The following is a 24,099-nucleotide window of genomic DNA, read 5'->3' as shown; positions in this document are numbered from 1 at the left end:
GTCGGGTTCCGCCGCGCACCGGCTCGCGCACGGGGGCCAGGACTAGCCTGTCTCGCCCTTCGTGGCGTCCGACGCCTTCACCTCGGGCGGTGTCAGGGCGGACTCGTCGAGCGATCTCGCCTTGCCGGTGAACGAGATGTTCCCCTCCGCACGCATTCGCTCGGTCATGTGCGGATAGTGCAGCTCGAATGCGGGCCGCTCCGATCGGATCCGCGGCAACTCCGTGAAATTGTGCCGAGGGGGCGGGCAGGTCGTTGCCCATTCGAGCGAGTTGCCGTAGCCCCAGGGATCGTCCACCGTCACCGGGTCGCCGAACCGGTAACTGCGCACGACGTTCCACAGGAACGGCAACATCGAAAGGCCGAGAATGAACGAGCCGATCGACGACACGGCGTGCAGAGTGGTGAACCCGTCGGTGGGCAGGTAGTCGGCGTAGCGGCGGGGCATGCCCTCGTTACCGAGCCAGTGCTGCACGAGGAACGCCGTGTGGAAGCCGACGAACGTGAGCCAGAAATGCAGCTTGCCGAGCGGCTCGTTCATCATCCGCCCCGTGAACTTCGGGAACCAGAAATAGATTCCCGCGAACGTGGCGAACACGATGGTGCCGAAGAGCACGTAGTGGAAATGCGCCACCACGAAATACGTGTCGTGCACGTGGAAGTCGAGAGGCGGGGCGGCAAGGATGACTCCACTCAGCCCGCCGAGCAGGAACGTGACGAGAAAACCGACCGAGAACAACATCGGTGTCTCGAACGTCAACTGCCCCTTCCACATCGTGCCGATCCAGTTGAAGAACTTGATCCCCGTCGGCACAGCGATCAAGAACGTCGTCATCGAGAAGAATGGCAGCAGCACCGCCCCCGTGGCGAACATGTGGTGGGCCCACACCACCGCGGAAAGGCCCATGATCCCGATGGTCGCGAACACCATCAGCCGGTACCCGAAGAGAGGTTTCCGGCTGAACACGGGAATGATCTCCGTGATGATCCCGAAGAACGGCAGCGCGATGATGTAGACCTCGGGATGGCCGAAGAACCAGAACAGGTGCTGCCACAGGATGGCTCCGCCGTTGGCGGGATCGAACACGTGCGCGCCGATCAGCCTGTCAGCCCCCAACCCCAGCAACGCCGCCGTGAGCGGGGGGAACGCGATCAGGATCAGGATGCTGGTGAACAGAATGTTCCAGGTGAACAGCGGCATCCGCCACATTGTCATCCCCGGCGCGCGGAGACACACCACGGTCGTGATCATGTTGACCGCGCCGAGGATGGTGCCGAGACCGGACACCACAAGGCCCATCACCCACAGATTGCCGCCGATGCCGGGGGAGAACGTCGGGCGCGACAGCGGGGTGTAGGCGGTCCACCCGAAGTCGGCCCCGCCGCCTGGCGTGAGCAGCGACCCCATCACGATCAGACCGCCGAGCAGGAACAACCAGTACGAGAACGCGTTGAGGCGGGGGAACGCCACGTCGGGCGAGCCGATCTGGAGCGGCAAAACCAGGTTGGCGAAGGCGAACAGCACAGGCGTCGCGTACAGCAGCAGCATCAACGTGCCGTGCAGCGTGAACATCTGGTTGTACTGCTCTGTGGACAAAAAGTGCAGCCCCGGCTGCGCCAGTTCGGCACGGATCAGCAGCGCCATGACGCCACCGACCATGAAGAACACCATCGAGGTGACCATGTACAGCTTGCCGATCACCTTGTGATCGGTCGTGCGCAGCAGGCTGAGCATGGCCTGCCACCGCTTACCGGGCAGCGGGGCAGGCTGCTGGATCCGCGTCGGGCGGACGCCGATCTGTGTGTCCACGAAGCACCTCCGCTCGCGACGGCGCGCCCCGTCCGGCTCGGGCTCGATCAGGCTTCGGGGCGGTCAGAATTCACGCTAAACCGGGCCACGAACGCCCGCGACTCGACGCGGTGCGCGAACGGCGCCACTCAAGGCATTCGGTTCGCGCGTCACTGCTGGTACGACTCCACCTCGCTCACCGGGCGGGCCTTCGCCTGATCCGGATCGACGCCGAACTCCGCGTTCGCCCTGCGCTGTCGCAGCAGGTCCCAGCACTGGTCGAGCCGCTGTTCGAGGTCCGCGAGCCTGCGCCGATCCTCCTCACCGAGCCCCTCACCGGTCGCCCTTCCCCGCAACTCGCGTTCCTCGGCGATGAGCCGGTCGATCCTGGCCAGCGGGTCGTCTGTGTGCTCCGTGTTCGCCATGGGGCAACTCCTTTCCGCACCACGGCGTGCCCTGGTACGCCGGGAACGAAACCGGGCCACGCCACGACCACGCCCGCGACCGGACGGGGCTAGGACTGGAGGTACCGCAACACCGCGAGCACCCTGCGGCTGAATCCGGTGACGTGAGCGAGACCGAGCTTGTCGAAGATCGTGCTGATGTGCTTCTCCACCGCGCTGCGGGAGAGATGCAGCGTGGCGGCGATGCGCGCGTTGGTGTGTCCCTGCGCCATCTTCTCCAGCACCTCGCGCTCCCGCTCTGTCAGCCGCGAAAGCGGATCGAGGTGGTTCGTGCGGGCGAGCAGGCGACGCACCACCTCGGGGTCGAACGCCGCACCACCCGCCGCCACCCTGTCGAGGGCGTCGAGGAACTCGCCGACCTGCGCAACCCTGTCCTTGAGCAGGTAACCCACCCGGCCCCGATCGTCGCTGAGGAGGTCCACCGCGTAACGCCGCTCCACGTACTGCGAGAGCACGAGCACACCGGTCTCCGGCCACGCCCGCCTGATCTCCAGCGCTGCTCTCAGCCCCTCGTCGGTGTGGGTCGGGGGCATGCGCACATCGGTCACGACCACATCGGGGCGATGCGCACCCACGGCGGACACGAGCGCGTCGCCGTCGCCGACGGACGCCACCACGTCGTGGCCCTCCTCGGCGAGCAGGCGCACCAGCCCCTCACGCAGCAGGATCGAGTCCTCGGCCAGGATCACGCGCACGGGAGTTCAGCCCTCACCACGGTGGGACCGCCCGCAGGACTGTCCACGCCGAAGGTGCCGTCGGCCGCCGCGACCCTGCGCGCGAGCCCCGACAAACCCGCTCCTGTCGGGATCGCCCCTCCGACCCCGTCGTCGCTGATCCGCACAGTGATCATCTTCCCCGCTCTCCACACCTCGATCTCGATGCGGTCGCAGCCGGAGTGCTTCACCGCGTTCGTCACGGCCTCGGACACCACGAAGTAGGCCACCGTCTCCGTCGCCGCGTCCGCGCGTTCCGCCAGGTCATAGACCAACGACGTCGGCACCGTGGATCGCTCGGCCAGCGACTCCAGAGCCACCCCGAGCCCTCCCGTCTCCAGCGCGATCGGATACACCCGCCACGCCACCTCGCGCAGCTCCTCCAACGCGTGCTGCGACTGCTCGTGCGCCTGCCGCACCAGCTCCTCCACCAGCGCGGGGTCCCGCGAAAGGTCGAGTGCCCTTCGCGCTCTGCCCAGCACCATCCCCAACGCCACCAGCCCCTGTTGCACACCGTCGTGCAGATCGCGTTCGATGCGCCTGCGTTCGGCGTTCACCGCCTCGACCACATCCGCCCTCGTCGTGGCCAGCTCCCGAACCCGCCTGCGGAGACGTTCCTTGTCACTCGGCCCGAAGAACCGCCTGGCGACCGCGCGATCCAGTGTGGCAACCCCGATCAGCCCCTGAACCGCGAGGAACACGAGCAGCGCCCCGCCGAGCACCACGGTGATCGGGTCGTACCAGCTCGCGTGCTCCCCGCCGCCGACGGCCTCGCCCGACAGCAGTTGCCCCAGCATGATCGCGCCGCTGACGCCACCGAACACCACCAGCGCGAAGACACCGGCGCCGAGCCAGCCCACGGCACACCGCACGGCGAGATACCGCCACGCGCGATCGTTCTCGTAGTCGCCCGAGTTCTCGCTGCCGAGGAACCGGGCGACCCTGGCGCGCTCCAACTCGGCAAGCCGCCTGGCGAGAGCGAGGACCCGAACCCGCGTCGGCTCCGCGACCAGCGCGGGAGCGGTCAGGACGACAAAAGCCAGCTCCAGTACCGCGGTGAACGATCCCAGCACCAGCCCGGTGCCTGCTCGTGCGGCACGGCCCGCGATACGCTCGGTGGTGGAGGACACCCCGCAGACGCTAGCCGGGCCGGATCACCGTGTGACTGAGGTTTTCCACAGTTCCGGCCTGCGGAGGCACGGCCTGAGACTCGGCGGTATGCACCATCCCGCCCAACCCGTAGCGCTTTGTAGTGTCCTGGCCACAAACGGACTTGGTGATTTCGCGAAAGGCCCTTCATGAACAGTCTCGTAGCTCAGGCCGACACCACCGAGCTCGGTGGGCTCGCCGGGTGGACGGTTGATCTGATGGACGCGCTCGGCGGGCCGGGCGCGGCCGTGGCTGTGGGACTCGACAACCTCTTCCCTCCGATCCCGAGTGAGCTGATCCTGCCTCTCGCGGGCTTCACCGCGGCACAGGGCCGGTTCAGCCTTCTCGAGGCGCTGTTGTGGACCACAGCCGGTTCGGTCATCGGCGCGGTCATCGTCTACCTCGTCGGCTACTTCTTCGGCAGGGAGCGCACCCGCAAACTCATCACGATGCTGCCGCTGGTGAAGGGGTCCGACTTCGATCACGCGGAACGGTGGTTCGCCAAGCACGGCACCAAGGCCGTCTTCTTCGGACGGATGGTGCCGCTGGTGCGGAGCTTCATCTCCGTGCCTGCCGGTATCGAGAGGATGCCGTTCTGGCTGTTCCTCTCCCTCACCACGCTCGGTAGCCTGCTGTGGAACTCGATCTTCGTCGTCGCCGGCTACTTCCTCGGAGCCAACTGGCACGTCGTTGACGAGTACGCCGGCATCTTCCAGTACGTCGTCATCGGAGCCATCGTGATCGCGCTCGCGGTGTTCGTCACCAAGCGCATTCGGGAGCGCCGCAAGGCCGACGTCTGAGCCATCGGGCCCGCCGTCCCGACCCGGGGCACTCGCGCACCCGCGCGGGTGCCCTTTCGCATGTGCGGGGTGGGGTCGGGAGGAAGCTGGGGCTCGCGCCACGAGAAGAAATGTGGCATAAATCACTATGCTCGGGCGACTACCATTCGCGACTGATTCGAGACGGAGGTGTTCACCCGCATCGCGGTCGGATGATCGCCTGTGTTGGATTTTGTTAACGCAGCGCTGATCTGATGGCAGCGAACGGCCACCCCGATACGCCTACCGGGGGTAAAGTATCGCCTCGTTCGCGGGGCGGCCCCGCCAAGTGCATGCGCGTCACTCAAGGAGGTTGCATGCCGGACGCATACGCCGACACCACCGAGGCGGATACCGCGCCGGGTGACGAACCGAGCCCGGCAAGGCAGCCGACCGAGGAGAACACCCCGACGGCTGAGGCGCGCGCGGACGAACGGCGGTTCCGCCTCTACACCGTGGCGGTGCTCACACTGGGCGTCGCGGCGGCGGCCGCCGTGTCCGCCTGGCTGCCTTTCCACGGATCGGTGCACCTGTGGTGGATCGGCCCGCTGCTCGCATTGGCGTTCCTCGGCGCGGAACAGCTCGGTGTCAACGTCGATGTCCGCAGCGGCATCTCCTGGACGATCTCCTTCACCGAGATCCCCCTCGTCATCGGCCTGCTGGTCGCGCCCTTCGAGGTGGTGCTCGCGGCACACGTCGTCGCGGGCGTCACCACGTTGCTGGCCCGCCGCGTCACCGGCCGCGTCCTCTACAACTCCGGCGCGTTTCTCATCGAGGTCACGAGCGCCTTCGCCGTCGCGGGCGTCGTGAGTCAGGCACTCGGCGATCCCGGCGCCGTGCCCTGGCTCGCCGCGCTCGCCGGTACTCTCACCGCGCCGCTGGCCAGCACACTGCTGGCGATGGCCGCCGTCCGCGTGCTGCGGCGCCGCATGCGGGTGGGTACCGTCATCCGGCTCGCGGGCCGGATCCTCGTTGTCGGCTTCGTCAACGCCTCCGTCGGACTCACCGGCTACCTCGTCATCTCGAAGACCCCGGAGGCGTGGCCGATCGTCCTTGCGGTCAGCCTCGGACTCGCGGCGCTGTACTGGGCGTACTCCGACCTCCTTCGCGAGCAGCGTGACATGGAGGCGCTCACCGACGTCAGCCTCATGGTGGCGAGGTCCGGTCAGCAGGTCGCGGCCCGCCCCGCGGGCAAGGCAGGCGACATCGACGGCGACGTTGACCTCGACGAATGGGCCACCATCGCCGAACGCATCCGTGATCAGCTCGCTGCGGCCCGCATCGTGTTGCGTCTCAGGCTCGAACCCGACGAACCGCTGCGCACCGTGGTGGTCGGCGACGAGCTACCCGCCACCGCGCAGGGCGAGGTGGCTGCCGACGACCCCTTGGCAAGACTGCCGGGTTCGCATGTGCGGCACCTTCGGATCACCGAGGCCGGCTCACAGATCAGGACGGCGCTGCTCGACAGGGGTGCCAGCGAGGCACTCGCCGTCCCGCTGCGGTCGGCGAACCAGTTGCTCGGCATCGTCGAGGCACACGACCGGCTCTCGCGGTGGCGGGGCTTCGGCAAGTACGACGTGCAACTGCTCGGGACGATGGCGAGCCACCTCGCCACCGCACTCGACAACCGCAGGCTGCTCGCCACGCTCCGCCACGACGCCTACCACGATCCGCTGACCGGTCTGCTCAACCGGCCAGGCTTCCGGCAGGTCGCGGCCGTGCCGCTGCGAGCATGCGCGAACTCGGTGGTGCTGCGTGTCGATCTCGACGTCTTCTCCACCGTCAGTGACGCGCTCGGCTACACGTGGGCGGATCGCATGCTGATGGCGGCAGGCAGGAGGATGCGCGACACGCTCGGCCCCGACGTGCCGCTGGCGCGGGTGGAGGGCGCCTCCTTCGCCGTGTTGCTCGCCGACTGCGACGCCGCGTGCGCGCAACGGATCGCCCAGAAGCTGCGAAGCGAACTCTCCGCGCCGTATCCCGTTGACCGGCTCATGGTCGAGGCCAACGCCGTCGTCGGTTACGTCACGACGACGGCTGAGGAGAACGCCGACCGGGCGGACGTGGACAGCCTCCTGCAACGGGCCGACATGGCCGTCAGAGCCACGCGGGGCGGCGAGGAGGTGAAGTCGTACGTCCCCAGCATGGGCCAGATCTTCCTGCGGCGGTTCCAGATGGTCACCCAGTTCCGGCAGGCTATCGAGGAGGGGCAGGTCACCGTCCACTACCAGCCGAAGGTGGCTCTGCCCGGCAAGCAGGTGCTCGGTGTCGAGGCGCTGGTGCGCTGGCAGCATCCGGAGTTCGGCCGGGTCAATCCCGACGAGTTCGTCCCGGCCGTCGAGGCCGCGGGGCTCGTCGGTGTCCTCACCTCGTTCGTCCTCGACACGGCGCTCGACCGCGTGCGGCGGTGGCTGGACGAGGGCCTGCGGATCTCCGTGGCGGTGAACCTGTCGGTGCGCAACCTCGCCGACGCCGAGTTCCCCGCGAGGGTCGCCGATTCGCTGGAGCGGTTCGGCGTCCCCGGCGAGCTGCTGACGCTGGAGCTGACCGAGTCGGACGTCATGCAGGACCCGGAGAGGGCGCTGCCGATACTGCGGAAGCTCAGCGAACTCGGCATCGAGCTGGCCGTGGACGACTTCGGCACGGGGTACTCGTCGCTGGCTTACCTGCGGCAGCTCCCCGTGGACCAGGTGAAGATCGACAAAAGCTTCGTCTTCGGTATGGGGACCGATCTCGGCGACCTGGCTGTGGTCAGATCGATCGTCGAGCTGGGGCACTCGCTCGGGCTGACGGTGGTGGCCGAGGGCGTCGAGGAGGACCTCGCCCGTGATCAGCTGGAGGCCATGGGCTGCGACGTGGCTCAGGGCTACCTCATCTCCCGGCCGTTGTCGGAGGAGCGGCTGGAGGCGTGGTTGCAGGCGAGGACGGTCCGTTCGCTCGATCGTGCTTCCGAGGCTGTGCTGACCCTGCTGACCTGAGGTTTTGCCGCGAACCCACCCCCGCCTCGGAGGGGTGATCTGGTGCTGTATTCTTGTGTGCAGCCCAGAGGGCAGGCCCCTTTAGCTCAGTCGGCAGAGCGTCTCCATGGTAAGGAGAAGGTCTACGGTTCGATTCCGTAAAGGGGCTCGGTGTGTGTTACGAGGCGGTGTAGCTCAGTCGGTAGAGCAAGCGGCTCATAATCGCTGTGTCGCCGGTTCGAGTCCGGCCACCGCTACGCTGTTTCGATGAGAGAGTAAGGAGCCGTTGTGGCTGCCACCGACGTACGACCGAAGATCACGTTGGCGTGCGAGGAGTGCAAGCACCGCAACTACATCACCAGGAAGAACCGCCGCAACGACCCGGATCGCCTGGAGATGAAGAAGTTCTGCCCGAACTGCGGGACGCACCGGGTGCACAAGGAGACGCGCTGAGGCGTAGTCCCACCAGCTCCACGAAGCCGCCCTCGGCCCATCCGAGGGCGGCTTCGTTGTGCGTGGGCGCGAGTATAGCGCCGGGAACGTTGGAAAAAACCCAGCGATAGGGACTACCTTTCCCGCCGTGTCGGCGACCACTCTGGCTTGGACCCATTTCCAACCCTGCGGAAGTGAGGGACCGACATGAGGGAGCTGCTGAGGTCGGCGGTCGCGGCGGGAGCCTGCGCGTTGCTGGCCGGTGCTCTGGCGCCTGCGACGGCTTTCGCGGACCCGACGGTGACGATCGAGGGCTACTCCACCGATGTCCGGGCGGAGGCGGTGTCCGCACTGGTGGCGGAACGAGGTCTGGGGACGGCGTCGGCGGAAGCGTTGCTGCGCACGCAGGAGGCCGCGACGAGTGCCCTCGACGCGGCGCTGGCACAACTCGGCGACAGTGCCGCAGGTGGGTACCTCGACGAATCGGGTGCGCCCGTGGTCAACGTCGTGAACGAGTCCGCCGCCACTTCCGTCGAGGGTGTCACGACGAGACTGGTCACCCGCACGACGGCCGAGCTGGAGTCCGCGCGGGACGAACTCGAAGCCCTGCCGCAGGTGTCTCACACCGCGATCGCCGTCGATCCCGTCACGAACCAGGTGGTCGTGACGGTCGGTGAAGCCGTAATCGGAGCTGCCGGCACCGCCGGGCTGCTCGCAGCGGCGGAGCGCATGGGCGACACAGTGAGGATCGAGCACGTCGCGGGCGGTTTCGAGCCGGCCATCTACGGCGGTGAGGCCATCACCGGCGGCGGCAGCCGCTGCTCGGCCGGCTTCAACGTCAACTCCGGTGGCCAGGACTACATCGTCGATGCCGGGCACTGCACGGCCGCCGTGTCGCAGTGGAATGTCGGTCCTTCGGTGGACGCGAGCTTCCCCGGCGACGACTACGGCCTGATCCGCAACGACACGGGCAGCGCGCCCGGCGCGGTGAGTTTGTATGACGGGTCCGTCCAAGAGATCGCTTCCGCCTCCGACGCGCACGTCGGCCAGTCGATCTGCAAGAGTGGCAGCACAACGGGCCTCACCTGCGGCACCGTCGAGGCCACGAACGTCACCGTCAATTACCCGCAGGGCGCGGTCCACGAGCTGGTGCAGACCTCGGCGTCGGCGGGCTCGGGGGACTCCGGCGGTGCTCTGTTCGCAGGGAGCGTCGGCCTCGGGATCACCTCGGGTATGGGTGAGGACAGCTCGTTCTTCCAACCTCTCACCGAGGCGCTCGGCGCATACGGTGTCCGGTTGAACTGACGTTCGGCCGAAGGTCGCGTTCGAGGATGGTCGTGGACGGACTTCGCCCGCACTGTCCACGACCCACCGCCGCGTCAGCGGCGCCCGAGGCGGGTAGCCTGCCGTTCGTGCCACTGGATCCGAGTTTCGCCGGGCGAACGTATCCGCCCACCACCACGTACGAGGTCAGCCGCGCCAAGATCGCGGAGTTCGCCGAGGCCATCGGCGACGACAACCCGCTGTACCGTGACCCCGATGCCGCGAGGTCCGCGGGGTATCCGGACGTGATCGCGCCGCCCACCTTCCTCACGATCATCAACCTCGCCTCGATCAACGCGATCGTCGCCGACCCCGAACTCGGCCTCGACTACTCGCGCATGGTTCACGGTGACCAGCGGTTCACTCACCACCGTCCGGTGCACGCGGGTGACGTGCTGAGGCTGACGACGCACATCGACGACGTCTTCGCCCGCGCGGGCAACGACTTCCTGAACGTGCGCGCCGACGTGGAGACCACGGCGGGGGAAGCGGTCTGCACCACGCACGCGCAACTGGTGGTGAGGGGGGAATGACCATGTCCGAGACCGTGGCCGAGGCGGAGCTGAAGGTCGGCGACGAGTTGCCGCCGCTGTCCGTGCGCGTCACCCGTGACCAGCTCGTGCGTTACGCGGGTGCGTCACTGGATTTCAACCCGATTCACTGGAACGAGCGGTTCGCCACCGAGGTCGGACTACCGGGTGTGATCGCCCACGGGATGTTGACCATGGCGCTCGGCGGCCGGTTGGTGACCGGCTGGCTCGGCGATCCAGGGCGGCTCGTGGAGTACGGCGCTCGTTTCACCCGCCCCGTGGTGGTGCCTGACGACGGCAGCGGCGCGCTCGTCGAGTTCACCGGCAAGGTCGGTGAGGTGCGCGACGACGGCACGGCCCGCATCGACATCACGGCCAAGTTCGAGGGCCGCACGGTACTCGGCAAGGCGCAGGCCGTCGTCCGGCTGTGACGATCGCCGCGCCGGTGGCACAGGCCACGACGGCGTGGCGACGTTGCCGGCTCAGCGGCCGCGAACGGCGGCGAGAACGGCGTCGGCGATGGCCTGCTCGCCCTGCGCGGTGGGGTGCAGGGGAGCGGCTCCCGTCGTGGACTCGAGTCCCTCGATCCAGGCCCCCTCCGGCGCGCACACGTGGTGGTTCTCGGTCACGTCTGCCGTATCGACGAACTCGGCCCCGTGCGTGTTGGCCTGCTCCTCAAGCACGTGGTTGAGGAGCAGGAGACCTTCGCGGAGCGTGGCGAGATCCCCGGGCGAGTGGGGCAGCACATCCGCACACGCCGCGGGGTCGCGGGGAAGGATCGCGGGGTAGCCGACCACGAGGACGCGAGCGCCGGGGGCCTTCCGCCTGATGTCCCTGACCACCGACGCCACCGCCGATACCGTCCTGCCGACCCGGTCCTCGATCGCGATGCTGTCGCCGCACTCTCGTCCCTCCTCGGCCACCTCGCCGCACTGGGCGGCCAACTCGACGAGCCCGATGTCGTTGCCGCCGATGCCCACCGTCACGAGCGTCGTCTCCGGGGTGAGCGCCGACAGTTGCGGCGGGTTCGTGCCTTCGGGTGTCTGCTGAGGCCGGGTCAGGTGCTCGGTGGTGGCACCGCCGCAACTGGCGTCGGTGAACGTGTCGGCGCCGACCTCGGCCGCCACGAGGCGCGGATAGTTGTTGTCCGACCGTTGGCAGCCTGCGGGAGAACCCACCGTCCGGCCTGTGCCGGGCGCGGCCGTGTAGGAGTCGCCGAGTGCGACGTAGTGCACCGGCGATTCATCGCGGTGGGGCCCTGCCTGTGGTTGATCCCCGACGGCACACCTCGCCAGCGGCACCGCCAGCACCGCTGCGGCCATCGTCACGAGTCCTGCTCGTCCGCGCACATTCGATTTGTATCAGCCAGCCTGGTGGTGGGCCTGCCGAACGAGGTCGTTCACGAGCCCCGCTGCCTCGTCGGGGTGATCGACGGTGGCGATCACGCTGCGCTGCGAGCGCAGGTTCAGCACAAGAGCGGCACCACTGCGGCATTTGTAGGCAACGTCGCCGGAGGTGTTCATCCGCACCCCGAGGCCGCCGTAGCCGAGCATCGTGAGTGAACGCGTTCCCGCCGACGTGATGTCCGAGATCGGGACGGTGCGCCTCGGGTACCCGAGCAGTCCCATCCGGATCGTGACAGCCTCGCCGTCGATGGTCACGCGAACCCGCGAGATCCCGACGGCGGCGAGCAGCCCTGCGCCGAGGGGCACGAGGTAAAGGCTCCACGTGGGGACCGACCCGGTCAGCGCGCCGATCACGGCCACCACAACAGGCGGGATCGCCACGCACAGGACCGCCAACCCCGCGTTCGTCGCGCCGCCCACCCACGTTCCGCGTTCGCCGGGGGCGAGGCCGACGCTCTCGGTGCCTGCCTCGGCCGTCTCTCGCTTCGGCGGCACATTCGGAGCGATGAGCCACGACACCACGCCTGCCACCACGCTGTTGCCGACGAGCACCATGATCGGCAGTGCGGGGCCCGACGCCTGTTGCCAGGTGGGCGCGTCGAGAGTGGCGAGCATGGCGGCGGCGAGGCCGGCCACGGGAGTCACCGCGAGCCCCGAAGCCAGCCCGATCAACGGTGGATACGCGCCCCGGCCTGCACGCAGCAGCATCAGCGCGGCCACCGTGAACACGACGGCGAGGACGAGAGTGGCTGCCAGCGTCCAGGTCGCCAGACCGTCGAGATCGGCCGCGCGGTCAGGCGCCCCGGAGGGGCCCCAGTGTGAGGCGACCCTGTCCGGCAGGCGATCCGACAACGCGCTACGGAGGGCGAACGCCATGACGGCGAGCAGGGCGGGAACGCCCAGCGTGGCCACGACCACGCGGATCGGCAGATTTCTCACGAGAACTTCCTCCTCAGGATCGTGACCAGCTCGTCTTCGCTCACACCGGTGCGCTTGCTCTCCGCCACCAGTTCGGCGGCGAGTTCGGCAAGCCGGGCGTAACCGTCGGCAGTCCCGGTCACCACGGCCCCCCGCCTTCGGCGGAGGTCGATGATCCCCTCGTCACGCAGCATCGCGTACGCGCGCAGCACGGTATGCACGTTGATCTTCAGCAGATCCGCGAGCTCGCGAGCGGGCGGCAGCGTGTCGCCCGCCTTGATCCGCTTTTCGGACAGTGCGCGGCGGACCGACGCGGCGACCTGCTCGTAGAGCGGAGCCGGGGACGAGGGATCGACACGGAAGAGCATAGTTCTAATATTAATAGAACAAAGCAAGCGGAGGGTGGGATCTCGGTGCGCGGTTTGCGAAAGGCACGCGGCAGGCTCGGCAAAAGGGCTCGCGCACGACGAAGCCCCTGGAGCCGTCACACGACATGCTCCAGGGGCTTCGAGGATGTGGCAGAGGAGCCGCGAGGGCGCGGGCTACGTCGCTTCGGAGAGCAGGCGCGCCACGCGCGTGATGCCTTCCACGAGGTCTTCCTCGGCGAGGGCGTAGGAGAACCGGAAGTAGCCGGGCGTGCCGAAAGCCTCACCGGGGACGACGGCGACCTCCACCTCGCGAAGGATCAGGTCGGCCAGCTCGATCGTGTCCGCCGGACGTTCGCCGCGGATCTCCTTGCCGAGGACCGCCTTCACCGACGGGTAGGCGTAGAAGGCACCCTCCGGTGTCGGGCACTCGACGTTCGGGATCTCCGACAGCATCGCCACGATCTTGCGGCGACGGGCGTCGAACGCGCGGCGCATCTCGGCTACCGCGTCGAGGGGGCCGGCAACGGCCGCGAGCGCGGCACGCTGGGACACGTTGGCGACGTTGCCGCACAGGTGTGACTGGAAGCTCGACGCGGCCTTGATCACGTCCTGCGGGCCCACGATCCAGCCGACCCGCCACCCGGTCATGGAGTAGGTCTTCGCGACCCCGTTGAGGATCAGCGTGCGGTCGGCCATCTCGGGGACGACGACGGGCAGCGACTCGGCCTTGACGCCGTCGTAGACGAGGTGTTCGTAGATCTCGTCGGTGACCACCCAGACGTCGCGCTCGGCGGCCCACCTGCCGATCGCCTCGACCTCCTCGCGGGAGTAGACGGCGCCGGTCGGGTTCGACGGCGAGTTGAACAGCAGCACCTTCGTGCGCTCCGTGCGAGCTGCCTCCAACTGCTCGACCGTGACGCGGTAGCCGGTCGATTCGTCGGCCGTGACCTGCACGGGAATCCCACCGGCCAGAGTGATCGACTCCGGGTACGTCGTCCAGTAGGGGGCGGGCAGCAGAACCTCGTCACCCGGGTCGAGCAACGTGGCGAAGGCCGAGTACACGGCCTGCTTTCCGCCGTTGGTCACCAGCACCTGCGAGGCGTCGCAGGAGAATCCGGAGTCGCGCAGCGTCTTCGCCGCGATGGCCTCACGCAGCTCGGGAAGGCCCGCCGCTGCCGTGTAGCCGTGGTTGCTGCGGTCGCGCACCGCTGCCGCGGCGGCCTCGACGATGTAGTCGGGAGTCGGGAAGTCGGGCTGTCCGGCACCGAAGCCGATCACCGGACGGCCCTCGGCCTTGAGCGCCTTCGCCTTCGCATCGACGGCGAGCGTCGCGGACGGCTTGATGCCCGCGATGCGGGCGGACACTCGGGGACGGGAGCCGGGCGTGCTGTCGGGTGTGGCCATGCCGACATTTTTTCACGGACACCGTTGTGCCAGGCAGCAGCCCTCCCCGAGGCGCCCGGCACGCTGTAACGAGGGCGTGGTTGCGAGGCACTGTCGGGCTTGCCGTAGACTGCTGAACTTGGAACGTACGGAATCGGCCCCACAGCCTCTGCGGGGCCGGTGAAGAACGTCCTTGTGAGTGGGTCACCGCTCGAAGGGGTGTAGCTCAACTGGCAGAGCAGCGGCCTCCAAAGCCGCAGGTTGCAGGTTCAAGTCCTGTCACCCCTGCGTTGACGTGTCAGGTGGAGCGGAGGAGTAGCTCGTGAGCGAGGACGGGGAGAAGGACAAGGAAAGGGCTGACCGCCCTTCCCGTCCGGACACCGCCGCGGCTCGGCGCGCACGGCGTGCCTCCGCTGACCGGAAGGACACACCGGCCGGCGTCGGCGCCGGGAGGAGCACGGAATCGACGAAGCGGCCCTCGCCGAAGGGAAAGACCTCAGAGAAGGTCGCCAAGCCCGAAGGCAAGGGAGCGCCGACGCCGAAACGGAACCGCAGGGACGCGAAGAAGGGCTCGCTGTTCACCCGCATCGGGCGCTTCATCCGCGAGGTCTGGGGCGAGCTGCGTAAGGTCATCTGGCCTACGCGGAAGCAGATGGTCACCTACACCACGGTGGTGCTGCTCTTCCTGGTGTTCATGGTGGCGCTCGTCGCGGGACTCGACTTCGTGTTCCTTGAGGGCGTTGACGTCGTCTTCGGCGACTAGGTGGCCTGACTTCCTCGCGGGTGGCGGCGTCCACGCGGCGCCCGCGACCACCACACGCGATCAACTGAGAGGACGGAAAGTGACCTCCGAGAACGGCTCAGGAGCCGGTCAGGACCTGACTGGCCTCTCCGAGGAGCAGGCACTCGCCGCCGACGGCGGCGTGGACTCGGATGCCACCGAGACCGCCGAGGTGCCGGAAACGGCCGAGGCCGAGCAGCCTTCGGGCGCTCCAGACGCCCCGGAGGCCGGTGGCGCCACCACCGAGAAGAGCGCCGAGAGCGCGGAAGACACAGCGGGCGGCGAGCAGGCGGAGGACGAGGACCCCGTCGAGAAGCTGCGACAGGAACTGCGTTCCCTCCCCGGCGAGTGGTACGTCGTGCATTCCTACGCCGGGTACGAGAACAAGGTCAAGACGAACCTCGAAACCCGCCGCCAGACTCTCGACGTCGAGGACTACATCTTCCAGATCGAGGTGCCGACCGAAGAGGTCACCGAGATCAAGAACGGCCAGCGGAAGATCGTGCAGCGCAAGGTCCTCCCTGGCTACATCCTCGTCAGGATGGAACTGAACGACGCCTCGTGGAGCGCGGTGCGCAACACTCCGGGCGTCACCGGTTTCGTCGGAGCCACCTCTCGCCCCTCGCCACTCGGTCTCGAGGACGTTCTGAAGTTCCTCGCCCCGAAGGTGGAGAAGCCGGCGCCCGCGAAGGCAGGCAAGGGTGAGGCGGCAGCCGCCGAGCGGCCCGCCGCTGCCGGTGCCGTCGAGGTGGACTTCGAGGTCGGCGAGTCCGTCACCGTCATGGACGGCCCGTTCGCCACGCTGCCCGCGACGATCAGCGAGGTCAACGCGGACGCCCAGAAGCTGAAGGTCCTGGTGTCGATCTTCGGCCGGGAAACGCCGGTCGAGCTGTCGTTCACCCAGGTCTCAAAGATCTGACGGCCGAGAACGCTCGGCCGCAGGCAAAGCCTCACGCCACGGCAGGGGCGTGAGGGCGAGCGACACTGAACAGGAACGAAGAATGCCACCCAAGAAGAAGAAGCTCGCAGCGATCATCAAGCTGCAGATTCAGGCGGGCGCCGCGAACCCGGCTCCTCCCGTCGGCCCGGCGCTGGGTCAGCACGGCGTCAACATCATGGAGTTCTGCAAGGCGTACAACGCGGCGACCGAGTCGCAGCGTGGCAACGTCGTGCCGGTCGAGATCTCCGTGTACGAGGACCGCTCGTTCGACTTCAAGCTCAAGACCCCGCCGGCCGCGAAGCTGCTGCTGAAGGCCGCAGGCGTTGAGAAGGGCAGCGGCGAGCCCCACAAGACGAAGATCGGCAAGGTCACGTGGGACCAGGTCCGCGAGATCGCTGAGACCAAGAAGTCCGACCTCAACGCGACCGACGTCGAGCAGGCAGCCAAGATCATCGCCGGTACCGCTCGCTCGATGGGCATCACGGTTGAGTGATCGTGGTGAGCCGATGGCCGTCTCCGGCTGTCACACCACCTGTGGAAGGGCCACGCGCTGACCCGCACCACAACTGATCCGTCACGAACTTGTAAGGACAGAACATGACCAAGCGCAGCAAGGCCTACCGCCAGGCCGCCGAGCTGATCGACCGCGAGCGGCTGTACACGCCGCTGGAGGCCGCGAAGCTCGCCAAGGAGACTTCGAAGATCAAGATGGACGCCACCGTCGAGGTCGCGATGCGGCTCGGCGTGGACCCCCGCAAGGCCGACCAGATGGTCCGCGGCACCGTGAACCTGCCGCACGGAACGGGTAAGACCGTCCGCGTCATCGTCTTCGCGACCGGCGACAAGGCCGCGGAGGCCGAAGCCGCCGGTGCCGACGTGGTCGGCTCCGACGACCTGATCGAGCGCATCCAGGGTGGCTGGCTCGATTTCGATGCCGCGATCGCGACGCCGGACCAGATGGCGAAGGTCGGCCGTGTGGCCCGCATCCTCGGCCCCCGGAGCCTGATGCCGAACCCGAAGACCGGCACCGTGACCCCTGCGGTGGGCAAGGCCGTGGCCGACATCAAGGGCGGTAAGATCAGCTTCCGGGTTGACAAGCAGGCCAACCTGCACATGGTGATCGGCAAGGCGTCGTTCGACACCGAGAAGCTGGTGGAGAACTACGCCGCCGCGCTCGACGAGGTGCTTCGCGTCAAGCCGTCGTCGTCGAAGGGCCGTTACCTGAAGAAGGTCACCTTCTCCACCACCATGGGGCCGGGCATCCCCGTCGATCCCGCTCGCACGCGCAACCTCTTGTCCGAAGAGGCCAACGCCTGACGGGCAACTGACTCAAGGGGCGGTCATCCGGTGGGATGGCCGCCCCTTCGTCGTTCTCAGCGGCGCATGCGAAGCCGGTCAGTTGCCATCGGTGGTGGAGGTTCGCGGTGACGGGCAGGTGGTGGGTCCTGGTTCGTGATCGGTGATGAGCCACTGACCCATCTCGACCTGGGTGACCTCGAAGGTCCCGAGTGCGGGGCCGCCCTCGACGGTGAAGTCGCACGAATCGACGCGGACCGTGGTGGCGTCGGGGTCGTACCAGCGCGGGAAGATCGACTCGGCGTAGTCGTTGACGTGCGTCACCTGCTCGTGCAACGCCAGCACGGCGGCCCGGCAATCGGGGTGGCCGGTGTTGGTCGCGAAGAGTTGCTGGATGCCTCGATCGTTGTCGAAGTGCCCGCACGCCTCGGCGATCAGCGGTCGGTTGGTGGAAGGGTCCTCCTGCGCGATGGCGTCGTAGACCTTGCGCACGGCCTCGTGTGGTTCCTTCGCGAGCAGTTCCTCGGTGTGGTAGGTCCCGCCGCCCATGCGCGCTGCGGCCTCGGTGCTGTTGTCGTCGTCGGAGCCGAAGAGTTCGTTGAACGCCCAGGTTGCGAAGATCGCGAGCAGCAGGAAGAAGATCAGCCAGCCGAGGAGCTTCCTGCCGAGCCACTGGAGCCAGCCCGGAACCTTTCTCGTGCTCTGAGCCGGTTGCGGCGGCACGGCGAGGTCTGTACCGGTTGCGGTGCGCAGGCTCGCGCTCTGTCCTGCTCCTCCTGCGGCTTGCTGCTGCAACTGCTGGAACTGCTGGAACCGTTGGAATTCCTGGAACTGCTGGAACTGGCGTAGTTGTTCCGGGTCGAGATCCGGGGTGGCCGGGGTGAGTTCGGTACCCGCGCGCGGCACGTCGGGCACGATCTCGATCTCGTCGTCCGCCTCGCCGGACGTTCCGTCTCCTCGCTGCTCCACCACGTCACCCATGATGCCCTCTCGCACACGACTTGTGACCGGCGGAACGAGCATTTCCTGCGGACACCGATGCGAGAAGTGCAAGCACGCGTGCGAGAAGTGCGGACACGAGACGCAGCGTGCCGTGTCCGCAGTCTGTGCACGGGTGTTTGCACCGCACGACGCGGGCACGCGTGCGAGAAGTGCAGGCACTGTGCGGGAGGTGCGGGCACGCGTGCGGGAGGTGCTGGCACGCGTGCGGGAGGTGCGGACACGGCGTTGGGGCTTGCGGGGGTGGGCGTTGGAGCGGTTCGCGGGGAGCGTATGCTGGTCGAGGTTCTACCGAAGACCGCTGGTCTTTCCCGCGCAGGGCGTGGGAAACGAAGGTCCCGTACCAACGTCGGGCGGCCTGCGCAGGAGGACGAGGCTCGTCGAAGCGAGCGCTGGATGGGAGTCCGGCTCGCGAAACCACGCCCCGCGCCTGCTGCGCCGGGGCGTTTTGTCGTTTGTGGGGGTCCGGGCCCGCCGGTGGTCACCGAAGCCAAGAGAGGAGGCGACCATGGCGAAGCCCGACAAGGTGGCGGCCGTCGCCGAGATCGCGGACCGGTTCCGCACCAGCTCGGCTGCCGTCGTTACCCAGTACAGCGGCCTCTCCGTGTCCCAGCTCAGCGAGCTGCGCCGCGCTCTCGGCGACACCGCCAAGTACCGGGTCGCGAAGAACACCCTCGTCAAGCGTGCCGCCGCCGAGGCGGGCGTCGAGGGGCTCGACGAGCTGTTCGTCGGTCCCACGGCGATCGCGTTCGTCGAGGGTGAGCCGGTCGAGGCCGCGAAGGCGATCCGCGACTTCGCGAAGGACAACAACGCCCTCGTCATCAAGGGCGGCTACATGGACGGCAAGGCCCTCTCGGTCAGCGAGATCGAGCGGATTGCCGACCTGGAGAGCCGCGAGGTGCTGCTCGCCAAGACGGCGGGTGTGCTGAAGGCGAAGCTGTCCCAGGCCGCCGCCCTGTTCCAGGCCCCGGCGTCCCAGGTCGCGCGCCTGGCCGCCGCGCTGGAGGACAAGCGCAAGTCCGAAGGCGGCGCCGACGAGGCTGCCGAGAGCTGACAACCACCCACCCGACTCACCACCCACGAGTCCGCTAGAGGAAGGAACGCCATCATGGCGAAGCTGAGCACCGACGAACTGCTCGACGCTTTCAAGGAGCTGACGCTGCTTGAGCTGTCCGAGTTCGTGAAGAAGTTCGAAGAGACCTTCGACGTCACCGCCGCCGCCCCGGCCGCCGTCATGGCCGCCCCGGGCGCTGCGGGCGGCGCCGCCGCTCCGGCCGAGGAGGAGAAGGACGAGTTCGACGTCGTCCTCGAGGGCGCAGGCGACAAGAAGATCCAGGTCATCAAGGTCGTCCGCGAGATCGTCTCCGGCCTTGGCCTGAAGGAGGCCAAGGAGCTGGTCGAGAGCGCTCCGAAGCCGCTGCTCGAGAAGGTTGACAAGGAGGCCGCCGAGGCCGCCAAGGAGAAGCTCGAGGCTGCCGGCGCGAAGGTTTCGCTCAAGTGAGCTGACGCCGCTGTCGCGACAAGGGCGGGTCGTTCGTCGAGAGACGAGCGGCCCGCCTTTTTGTATTCACCCGGTCGTGGGTTAGTGTGCTGCGGGCCACAGACCGGTGCTCCCTTCGGAACTCGTGAGTAACCTGCGCGCCCTGAACTCGTTGCACGTTGTTGACGCGCCACGAAAACAATCCGGGAGGTGCGATGGGTGCCGAGGTGGTCATCGAAGGTCTGAGCAAGTCCTTCGGCAAGCACACCATCTGGCGTGATGTCACGCTGACGTTGCCGCCCGGCGAGGTATCGGTGATGCTCGGCCCTTCGGGCACCGGCAAGTCCGTGTTCCTCAAGTCCATGATCGGGTTGTTGAAACCGGACAGAGGCACCTGCGTGATCAACGGCGTGGACATCGTCAGGTGTTCGGAACGCAAGCTCTACGAAACGCGGAAGCTGTTCGGGGTGCTGTTCCAGGACGGTGCGCTGTTCGGTTCGATGAACCTCTACGACAACGTGGCGTTCCCGTTGCGTGAGCACACGAAGAAATCCGAGACCGAGATTCGCAGGATCGTTCTCGAAAAGCTTGAGATGACCGGTTTGTCCGGTGCGGAACGGAAACTTCCCGGCGAGATTTCCGGTGGTATGCGGAAACGTGCCGGTCTCGCGAGGGCGCTCGTGCTCGACCCGGAGATCATTCTCGTCGATGAACCGGACTCCGGTCTCGATCCTGTGCGCACCACGTACATCTCGCAGTTGTTCATCGACGTCAACGCCCAGATCGACGCCACATTTCTGATCGTCACCCACAACATCAACCTCGCGAGGACCGTGCCGGACAACCTGGGCATGCTCTACCGCAAGGAACTGGTGATGTTCGGCCCTCGCGAGGTGCTGCTCACCAGCGAGGAGCCCGCGGTGAAGCAGTTCCTCAATGGGCGCATGGACGGGCCGATCGGCATGTCGGAGGAGAAGGACTCGGCCACGCTCGCCGCGGAGAGGGCGATGTTCGAGGCAGGTCATCACGCCGGTGGTGTCGAGGAGGTCGCGGGTGTGCCGCCGCAGATGCAGCCGACGCCGGGTTTGCCGGAACGGCAGGGCGCTCGGCGGCGTAAGGACCGGGTGATGCGCATCCTGCACACGCTGCCGGACGCCGCCCGCCAGTCGATCATCGCCTCGTTGTCGCCGGAGGAGCAGCGCCGCTACGGCGTTTACAGCGCCCGCAGCGGCGACCTCGTGGGTGCTCAGAGCGGCACGCTGCCCACCGGCGACGTCGCCACGATCCCGGGCTCCGAGTGGACCCAGCCGATTGAGCCCGGTCCCACCGACGTGACCAGGCCAGGACCGCATCGGCAAGGACGCTTATGAGTTCACCGGCCTCCACGGCCAGGATTCCCGGGCTCGGGATGTTGCGTGAGACCGGAAGGTTGTTCGCGCTGGGTCTCGATGTCGCACGCGGAGTCTTCCAGCGGCCGTTCCAGTTCAGGGAGTTCATCCAGCAGGCATGGTTCATCGCGAGTGTGACGATCCTGCCGACGGCGCTGGTGGCGATCCCGTTCGGCGCGGTCATCTCGATGCAGTTCGGGTCGCTGGCGAAACAACTCGGTGCGCAGTCGTACACGGGTGCGGGCAGCGTGCTCGCGACGGTGCAGCAGGCGAGCCCGCTCGTGGTGGCTCTGCTCGTCGCGGGTGCGGGCGGGTCGGCGATCTGCGCCGACATCGGCGCGCGCACGATCCGTGAGGAGATCGACGCGATGGAGGTGCTCGGCGTCTCGGCCGTGCAGCGGCTCGTGGTGCCGAGGGTGCTGGCGTGCATGTTCGTCGCCGTCCTGTTGAACGGCATGGTGAGCGTCATCGGGGTGCTCGGAGGTTACTTCTTCAACGTCGTGCTGCAGGACGGCACACCGGGCGCGTACCTGGCGAGTTTCTCGGCGCTGGCACAGCTTTCCGACCTGTGGATCGGCGAGATCAAAGCGCTGATCTTCGGTTTCATCGCCGCCGTCGTCGCGGCGTACAGGGGACTGAACCCGCCGCCCGGCCCGAAGGGGGTCGGCGACGCCGTGAACCAGTCCGTCGTCATCACGTTCCTGCTGCTGTTCGTGGTCAACACGGTGATCACGCTGATCTATCTGCAGCTCGTCCCCTCGAAGCTGGACTGATCGATGGCCCGACTGCTACAGAACGCGAAGAATCTCGCCAACCGTCCACTGGAGACACTGGACACGCTCGGCGACCAGATGTCGTTCTACCTGCGTGCGCTCGCGTGGGCGCCGAGAGCGATCCGCCGCTACAGCAGGGAGGTGCTGCGGCTGCTCGCCGAGGTCAGCTTCGGCTCCGGTTCGCTGGCGGTCATCGGCGGCACGGTCGGTGTGATGGTGGGGTTGACGCTGTTCACCGGTGTCCTCGTGGGGCTTCAGGGATTCTCGGCGCTGGACTCCATCGGCACCTCGGCTTTCACCGGCTTCCTGACGTCGTTCTTCAACACCAGGGAGATCGCGCCGCTGGTGGCAGGTCTCGCGCTGTCGGCGACCGTCGGCGCGGGGTTCACAGCGCAGCTCGGCGCGATGCGGATCTCCGAGGAGGTCGATGCGCTGGAGGTGATGGGAGTTCCGAGCCTCCCGTACCTGGTGACGACCCGCATCATTGCCGGATTCGTCGCGGTGATCCCGCTCTACGTGATCGGCCTGCTCAGCTCGTATCTCGCGTCGCGGACCGTGGTCGTGCACCTCTACGGGCAGTCGGCGGGAACATATGACCACTACTTCGACATGTTCCTGCCCCCCGAGGACGTGTTCTACTCCTTCGTCAAGGTGCTGATCTTCAGCGTGCTGATCATCCTCATGCACTGCTACTACGGGTACCGGGCGACCGGCGGCCCAGCCGGTGTGGGCATCGCCGTCGGCAGGGCTGTTCGGCTGTCGATCGTGACGGTGGCAGTGGTCAACTTTTTCATCGGGTTCGCCATCTGGGGCACTGACACGACGGTGAGGATCGCGGGATGAGCACGACGGTGGCGACGATTCGTCGCAGACTCCTCGGTCTGCTGCTTGTGGGCATTCTCGTCGGCGGCATCGCGTTGAGCGTGGCCATCTACAACAGGGCCTTCACCGAGCAGGTGACCGTGCGGGTGCAGGCCGGTGCCATCGGCAACCAGCTCGCGCCGAACTCGGACGTCAAGGTCAGGGGTCTGATCATCGGCCGTGTCGGTGACATTGAGGCGACACCGACGGGCACGGAGCTGGTCCTGCACCTCGACCCGGAGCAGGCGAAGCTGGTGCCGGCCAACACCTCGGCGAGGTTCCTGCCGAAAACCCTGTTCGGTGAGCGCTACGTTGACCTCGACATCCCCGAGCGGCCCGCCCCAGCCTCCCTTTCGGATGGCACCGTCATCACGCAGGACCGGACAGAGGACGCCGTGAGGCTGGAGCAGGCGCTCGACAACCTCCTTCCGGTGTTGCAGGCCGTGCAGCCCGAGAAGCTGTCGAGCACGCTGTCCGCGATCTCCACGGCGCTGGAGGGCAGGGGGGAGCAACTCGGGGAGACGCTGTCGGAGCTCGGCGCCTACCTACGGGAGCTGAACCCGCACGTGCCGGCGTTGCAGGAGAACCTGCGTGAGCTGGCCGAGTTCTCCGGCAACCTCTCCGACGTCGCCCCCGACCTGTTGACCACGCTCGACAACCTCAGCGCTACCAGCCGCACCGTCGTGGAACAGCGCTACAACCTCGACACGATGTACCGCACGGTGACGGCGGCGTCGAGTGACCTCGACACGTTCCTCGACGCGAACAAGTCCAATCTCATCGGCCTCGGCAGGACGGCGAGGCCGACGGCGGAACTGCTGGCGGCCTACGCCCCCTCCTACCCGTGCTTCCTCGGACAGATGGCCGAACTTGTTCCCAGGATCGACGAGTCGTTCGGGAAGGGCACCGGAAAGCCCGGGCTCCACGCGACCCTGGAGATCACAGTGGACAGAGGCCCGTACAAGGCGGGGCAGGACGAGCCTGAGTACAACGACAAGCGCGGTCCGCGCTGCTACGACATGGACGAGTATCCCGACCCGTTCCCACAGTATCCGCCGGACGGTCCGCCGAAGGACGGCACCGAGCACCCTTCCGCGGCGGAGACATCCGCGACCGGGCTCAACAACTTCGCGGGCGGTGCAGCCGCCCCGGCAGGCAACCCCGCCAACACCGCGGGCGAGTACGCACTGGTCGCCCAGCTCGCGGGACCGAGGGTGGGACTCGCGCCGTCCGAGGTGCCCGCGTGGGGTTCGCTGCTCGTGGCCCCCCTCTACCGGGGCGCGGAGGTGACCGTCGAATGAGCGGGCAGGGCACGACGAACAGGCTGCGACG

25 protein-coding genes and 3 tRNA genes are annotated in these 24,099 nt (G+C 67.5%); 19 read left to right on the top strand and 9 right to left on the bottom strand.

Going from position 1 to position 24,099, the window contains the following annotated elements; all coding sequences use genetic code 11:
• Window positions 1-42: 42 nt before the first annotated feature.
• The 4 genes from ctaD to SACXIDRAFT_RS08105 form a co-directional block, all read right to left on the bottom strand.
• The gene (ctaD, locus tag SACXIDRAFT_RS08120) at window positions 43-1,809 is read right to left on the bottom strand and encodes an aa3-type cytochrome oxidase subunit I (protein ID WP_006238063.1); all 1,767 of its coding nucleotides are present in this window, start codon (window positions 1,807-1,809) and stop codon (window positions 43-45) included.
• 149 nt (window positions 1,810-1,958) lie between these two features.
• On the bottom strand, window positions 1,959-2,213 hold the full coding sequence (locus SACXIDRAFT_RS08115) for a DUF2630 family protein (protein WP_006238062.1): 255 nt from the start codon (window positions 2,211-2,213) through the stop codon (window positions 1,959-1,961).
• Between the two features lie 89 nt (window positions 2,214-2,302).
• Window positions 2,303-2,947: a response regulator transcription factor gene (locus SACXIDRAFT_RS08110; protein ID WP_006238061.1), complete on the bottom strand. Its 645-nt coding sequence runs from the start codon at window positions 2,945-2,947 to the stop codon at window positions 2,303-2,305.
• A complete protein-coding gene (locus SACXIDRAFT_RS08105; RefSeq protein WP_040922088.1) occupies window positions 2,938-4,095 on the bottom strand; it encodes a sensor histidine kinase in 1,158 nt (385 codons plus the stop codon). The genes SACXIDRAFT_RS08110 and SACXIDRAFT_RS08105 overlap by 10 nt, the downstream gene beginning before the upstream one ends.
• A gap of 168 nt (window positions 4,096-4,263) precedes the next feature.
• Here SACXIDRAFT_RS08105 and SACXIDRAFT_RS08100 point away from each other — a divergent pair, with 168 nt between their 5' ends.
• From SACXIDRAFT_RS08100 to SACXIDRAFT_RS08065, 8 genes are all read left to right on the top strand, one after another.
• Window positions 4,264-4,914: a DedA family protein gene (locus SACXIDRAFT_RS08100; protein ID WP_006238059.1), complete on the top strand. Its 651-nt coding sequence runs from the start codon at window positions 4,264-4,266 to the stop codon at window positions 4,912-4,914.
• A gap of 335 nt (window positions 4,915-5,249) precedes the next feature.
• Window positions 5,250-7,910: a putative bifunctional diguanylate cyclase/phosphodiesterase gene (locus SACXIDRAFT_RS08095; protein ID WP_006238058.1), complete on the top strand. Its 2,661-nt coding sequence runs from the start codon at window positions 5,250-5,252 to the stop codon at window positions 7,908-7,910.
• 75 nt (window positions 7,911-7,985) lie between these two features.
• Window positions 7,986-8,058: transfer RNA gene (locus SACXIDRAFT_RS08090), tRNA-Thr, on the top strand.
• 15 nt (window positions 8,059-8,073) lie between these two features.
• A tRNA-Met gene (locus tag SACXIDRAFT_RS08085) sits at window positions 8,074-8,146 on the top strand.
• Between the two features lie 31 nt (window positions 8,147-8,177).
• Entirely contained in the window at window positions 8,178-8,342 is a 165-nt protein-coding gene (rpmG, locus tag SACXIDRAFT_RS08080; protein WP_006238057.1) for a 50S ribosomal protein L33, read from the top strand.
• A 186-nt stretch (window positions 8,343-8,528) separates the two neighbouring features.
• Window positions 8,529-9,626: a S1 family peptidase gene (locus SACXIDRAFT_RS08075; RefSeq protein WP_006238056.1), complete on the top strand. Its 1,098-nt coding sequence runs from the start codon at window positions 8,529-8,531 to the stop codon at window positions 9,624-9,626.
• Window positions 9,627-9,733: 107 nt separating this feature from the next.
• Window positions 9,734-10,177 carry a MaoC family dehydratase N-terminal domain-containing protein gene (locus SACXIDRAFT_RS08070; RefSeq protein WP_040922533.1) on the top strand — a complete coding sequence of 148 codons (444 nt, stop codon included), beginning with the start codon at window positions 9,734-9,736 and terminating at the stop codon, window positions 10,175-10,177.
• Between the two features lie 2 nt (window positions 10,178-10,179).
• A complete protein-coding gene (locus SACXIDRAFT_RS08065) occupies window positions 10,180-10,605 on the top strand; it encodes a MaoC family dehydratase (RefSeq protein WP_006238054.1) in 426 nt (141 codons plus the stop codon).
• Between the two features lie 51 nt (window positions 10,606-10,656).
• Here SACXIDRAFT_RS08065 and SACXIDRAFT_RS08060 read toward each other — a convergent pair whose 3' ends face one another.
• From SACXIDRAFT_RS08060 to SACXIDRAFT_RS08045, 4 genes are all read right to left on the bottom strand, one after another.
• Window positions 10,657-11,496: an SGNH/GDSL hydrolase family protein gene (locus tag SACXIDRAFT_RS08060; protein WP_006238053.1), complete on the bottom strand. Its 840-nt coding sequence runs from the start codon at window positions 11,494-11,496 to the stop codon at window positions 10,657-10,659.
• Window positions 11,497-11,535: 39 nt separating this feature from the next.
• On the bottom strand, window positions 11,536-12,519 hold the full coding sequence (locus tag SACXIDRAFT_RS08055) for an SdpI family protein (RefSeq protein ID WP_006238052.1): 984 nt from the start codon (window positions 12,517-12,519) through the stop codon (window positions 11,536-11,538).
• Window positions 12,516-12,866, bottom strand: a complete 351-nt coding sequence (locus SACXIDRAFT_RS08050) for a GntR family transcriptional regulator (RefSeq protein ID WP_006238051.1) — start codon at window positions 12,864-12,866, stop codon at window positions 12,516-12,518. The genes SACXIDRAFT_RS08055 and SACXIDRAFT_RS08050 overlap by 4 nt, the downstream gene beginning before the upstream one ends.
• A gap of 174 nt (window positions 12,867-13,040) precedes the next feature.
• On the bottom strand, window positions 13,041-14,270 hold the full coding sequence (locus SACXIDRAFT_RS08045) for a pyridoxal phosphate-dependent aminotransferase (RefSeq protein WP_006238050.1): 1,230 nt from the start codon (window positions 14,268-14,270) through the stop codon (window positions 13,041-13,043).
• 194 nt (window positions 14,271-14,464) lie between these two features.
• Between SACXIDRAFT_RS08045 and SACXIDRAFT_RS08040 the strand changes: the two genes are divergently transcribed.
• The 5 genes from SACXIDRAFT_RS08040 to rplA all read left to right on the top strand — a co-directional run bounded on the left by SACXIDRAFT_RS08040 (window position 14,465) and on the right by rplA (window position 17,287).
• A tRNA-Trp gene (locus tag SACXIDRAFT_RS08040) sits at window positions 14,465-14,537 on the top strand.
• 34 nt (window positions 14,538-14,571) lie between these two features.
• Window positions 14,572-15,012: a preprotein translocase subunit SecE gene (gene secE, locus SACXIDRAFT_RS08035; protein ID WP_006238049.1), complete on the top strand. Its 441-nt coding sequence runs from the start codon at window positions 14,572-14,574 to the stop codon at window positions 15,010-15,012.
• A 79-nt stretch (window positions 15,013-15,091) separates the two neighbouring features.
• Window positions 15,092-15,949: a transcription termination/antitermination protein NusG gene (gene nusG, locus SACXIDRAFT_RS08030; protein ID WP_006238048.1), complete on the top strand. Its 858-nt coding sequence runs from the start codon at window positions 15,092-15,094 to the stop codon at window positions 15,947-15,949.
• A gap of 82 nt (window positions 15,950-16,031) precedes the next feature.
• Window positions 16,032-16,463 (top strand): 50S ribosomal protein L11, encoded by a 432-nt coding sequence (gene rplK, locus SACXIDRAFT_RS08025; protein ID WP_006238047.1) that lies wholly within the window; start codon window positions 16,032-16,034, stop codon window positions 16,461-16,463.
• Window positions 16,464-16,567: 104 nt separating this feature from the next.
• Complete coding sequence (gene rplA / locus SACXIDRAFT_RS08020) at window positions 16,568-17,287, top strand: 50S ribosomal protein L1 (protein WP_006238046.1); 720 nt, start codon at window positions 16,568-16,570, stop codon at window positions 17,285-17,287.
• Window positions 17,288-17,365: 78 nt separating this feature from the next.
• Here the strand turns inward: rplA and SACXIDRAFT_RS08015 are convergent, their stop codons facing one another.
• The gene (locus SACXIDRAFT_RS08015) at window positions 17,366-18,247 is read right to left on the bottom strand and encodes a hypothetical protein (protein WP_006238045.1); all 882 of its coding nucleotides are present in this window, start codon (window positions 18,245-18,247) and stop codon (window positions 17,366-17,368) included.
• Window positions 18,248-18,773: 526 nt separating this feature from the next.
• Between SACXIDRAFT_RS08015 and rplJ the strand changes: the two genes are divergently transcribed.
• The 6 genes from rplJ (at window position 18,774) to SACXIDRAFT_RS07985 (ending at window position 24,068) form a co-directional block, all read left to right on the top strand.
• Window positions 18,774-19,319: a 50S ribosomal protein L10 gene (gene rplJ / locus SACXIDRAFT_RS08010; RefSeq protein ID WP_006238044.1), complete on the top strand. Its 546-nt coding sequence runs from the start codon at window positions 18,774-18,776 to the stop codon at window positions 19,317-19,319.
• 54 nt (window positions 19,320-19,373) lie between these two features.
• On the top strand, window positions 19,374-19,766 hold the full coding sequence (rplL, locus tag SACXIDRAFT_RS08005; protein ID WP_006238043.1) for a 50S ribosomal protein L7/L12: 393 nt from the start codon (window positions 19,374-19,376) through the stop codon (window positions 19,764-19,766).
• 194 nt (window positions 19,767-19,960) lie between these two features.
• Window positions 19,961-21,115: an ABC transporter ATP-binding protein gene (locus tag SACXIDRAFT_RS08000; RefSeq protein WP_006238042.1), complete on the top strand. Its 1,155-nt coding sequence runs from the start codon at window positions 19,961-19,963 to the stop codon at window positions 21,113-21,115.
• Window positions 21,112-21,906: an MlaE family ABC transporter permease gene (locus SACXIDRAFT_RS07995; RefSeq protein ID WP_005453196.1), complete on the top strand. Its 795-nt coding sequence runs from the start codon at window positions 21,112-21,114 to the stop codon at window positions 21,904-21,906. Before SACXIDRAFT_RS08000 ends, SACXIDRAFT_RS07995 begins: the two co-directional genes overlap by 4 nt.
• Before the next feature lie 3 nt (window positions 21,907-21,909).
• A complete protein-coding gene (locus tag SACXIDRAFT_RS07990; RefSeq protein ID WP_006238041.1) occupies window positions 21,910-22,749 on the top strand; it encodes an MlaE family ABC transporter permease in 840 nt (279 codons plus the stop codon).
• Window positions 22,746-24,068, top strand: a complete 1,323-nt coding sequence (locus SACXIDRAFT_RS07985; protein WP_006238040.1) for an MCE family protein — start codon at window positions 22,746-22,748, stop codon at window positions 24,066-24,068. The genes SACXIDRAFT_RS07990 and SACXIDRAFT_RS07985 overlap by 4 nt, the downstream gene beginning before the upstream one ends.
• Window positions 24,069-24,099 lie beyond the last annotated feature (31 nt).

Source organism: Saccharomonospora xinjiangensis XJ-54 (assembly GCF_000258175.1).
GTDB lineage: Bacteria > Actinomycetota > Actinomycetes > Mycobacteriales > Pseudonocardiaceae > Saccharomonospora > Saccharomonospora xinjiangensis.
This window is presented reverse-complemented; position numbering and strand designations above follow the sequence as displayed.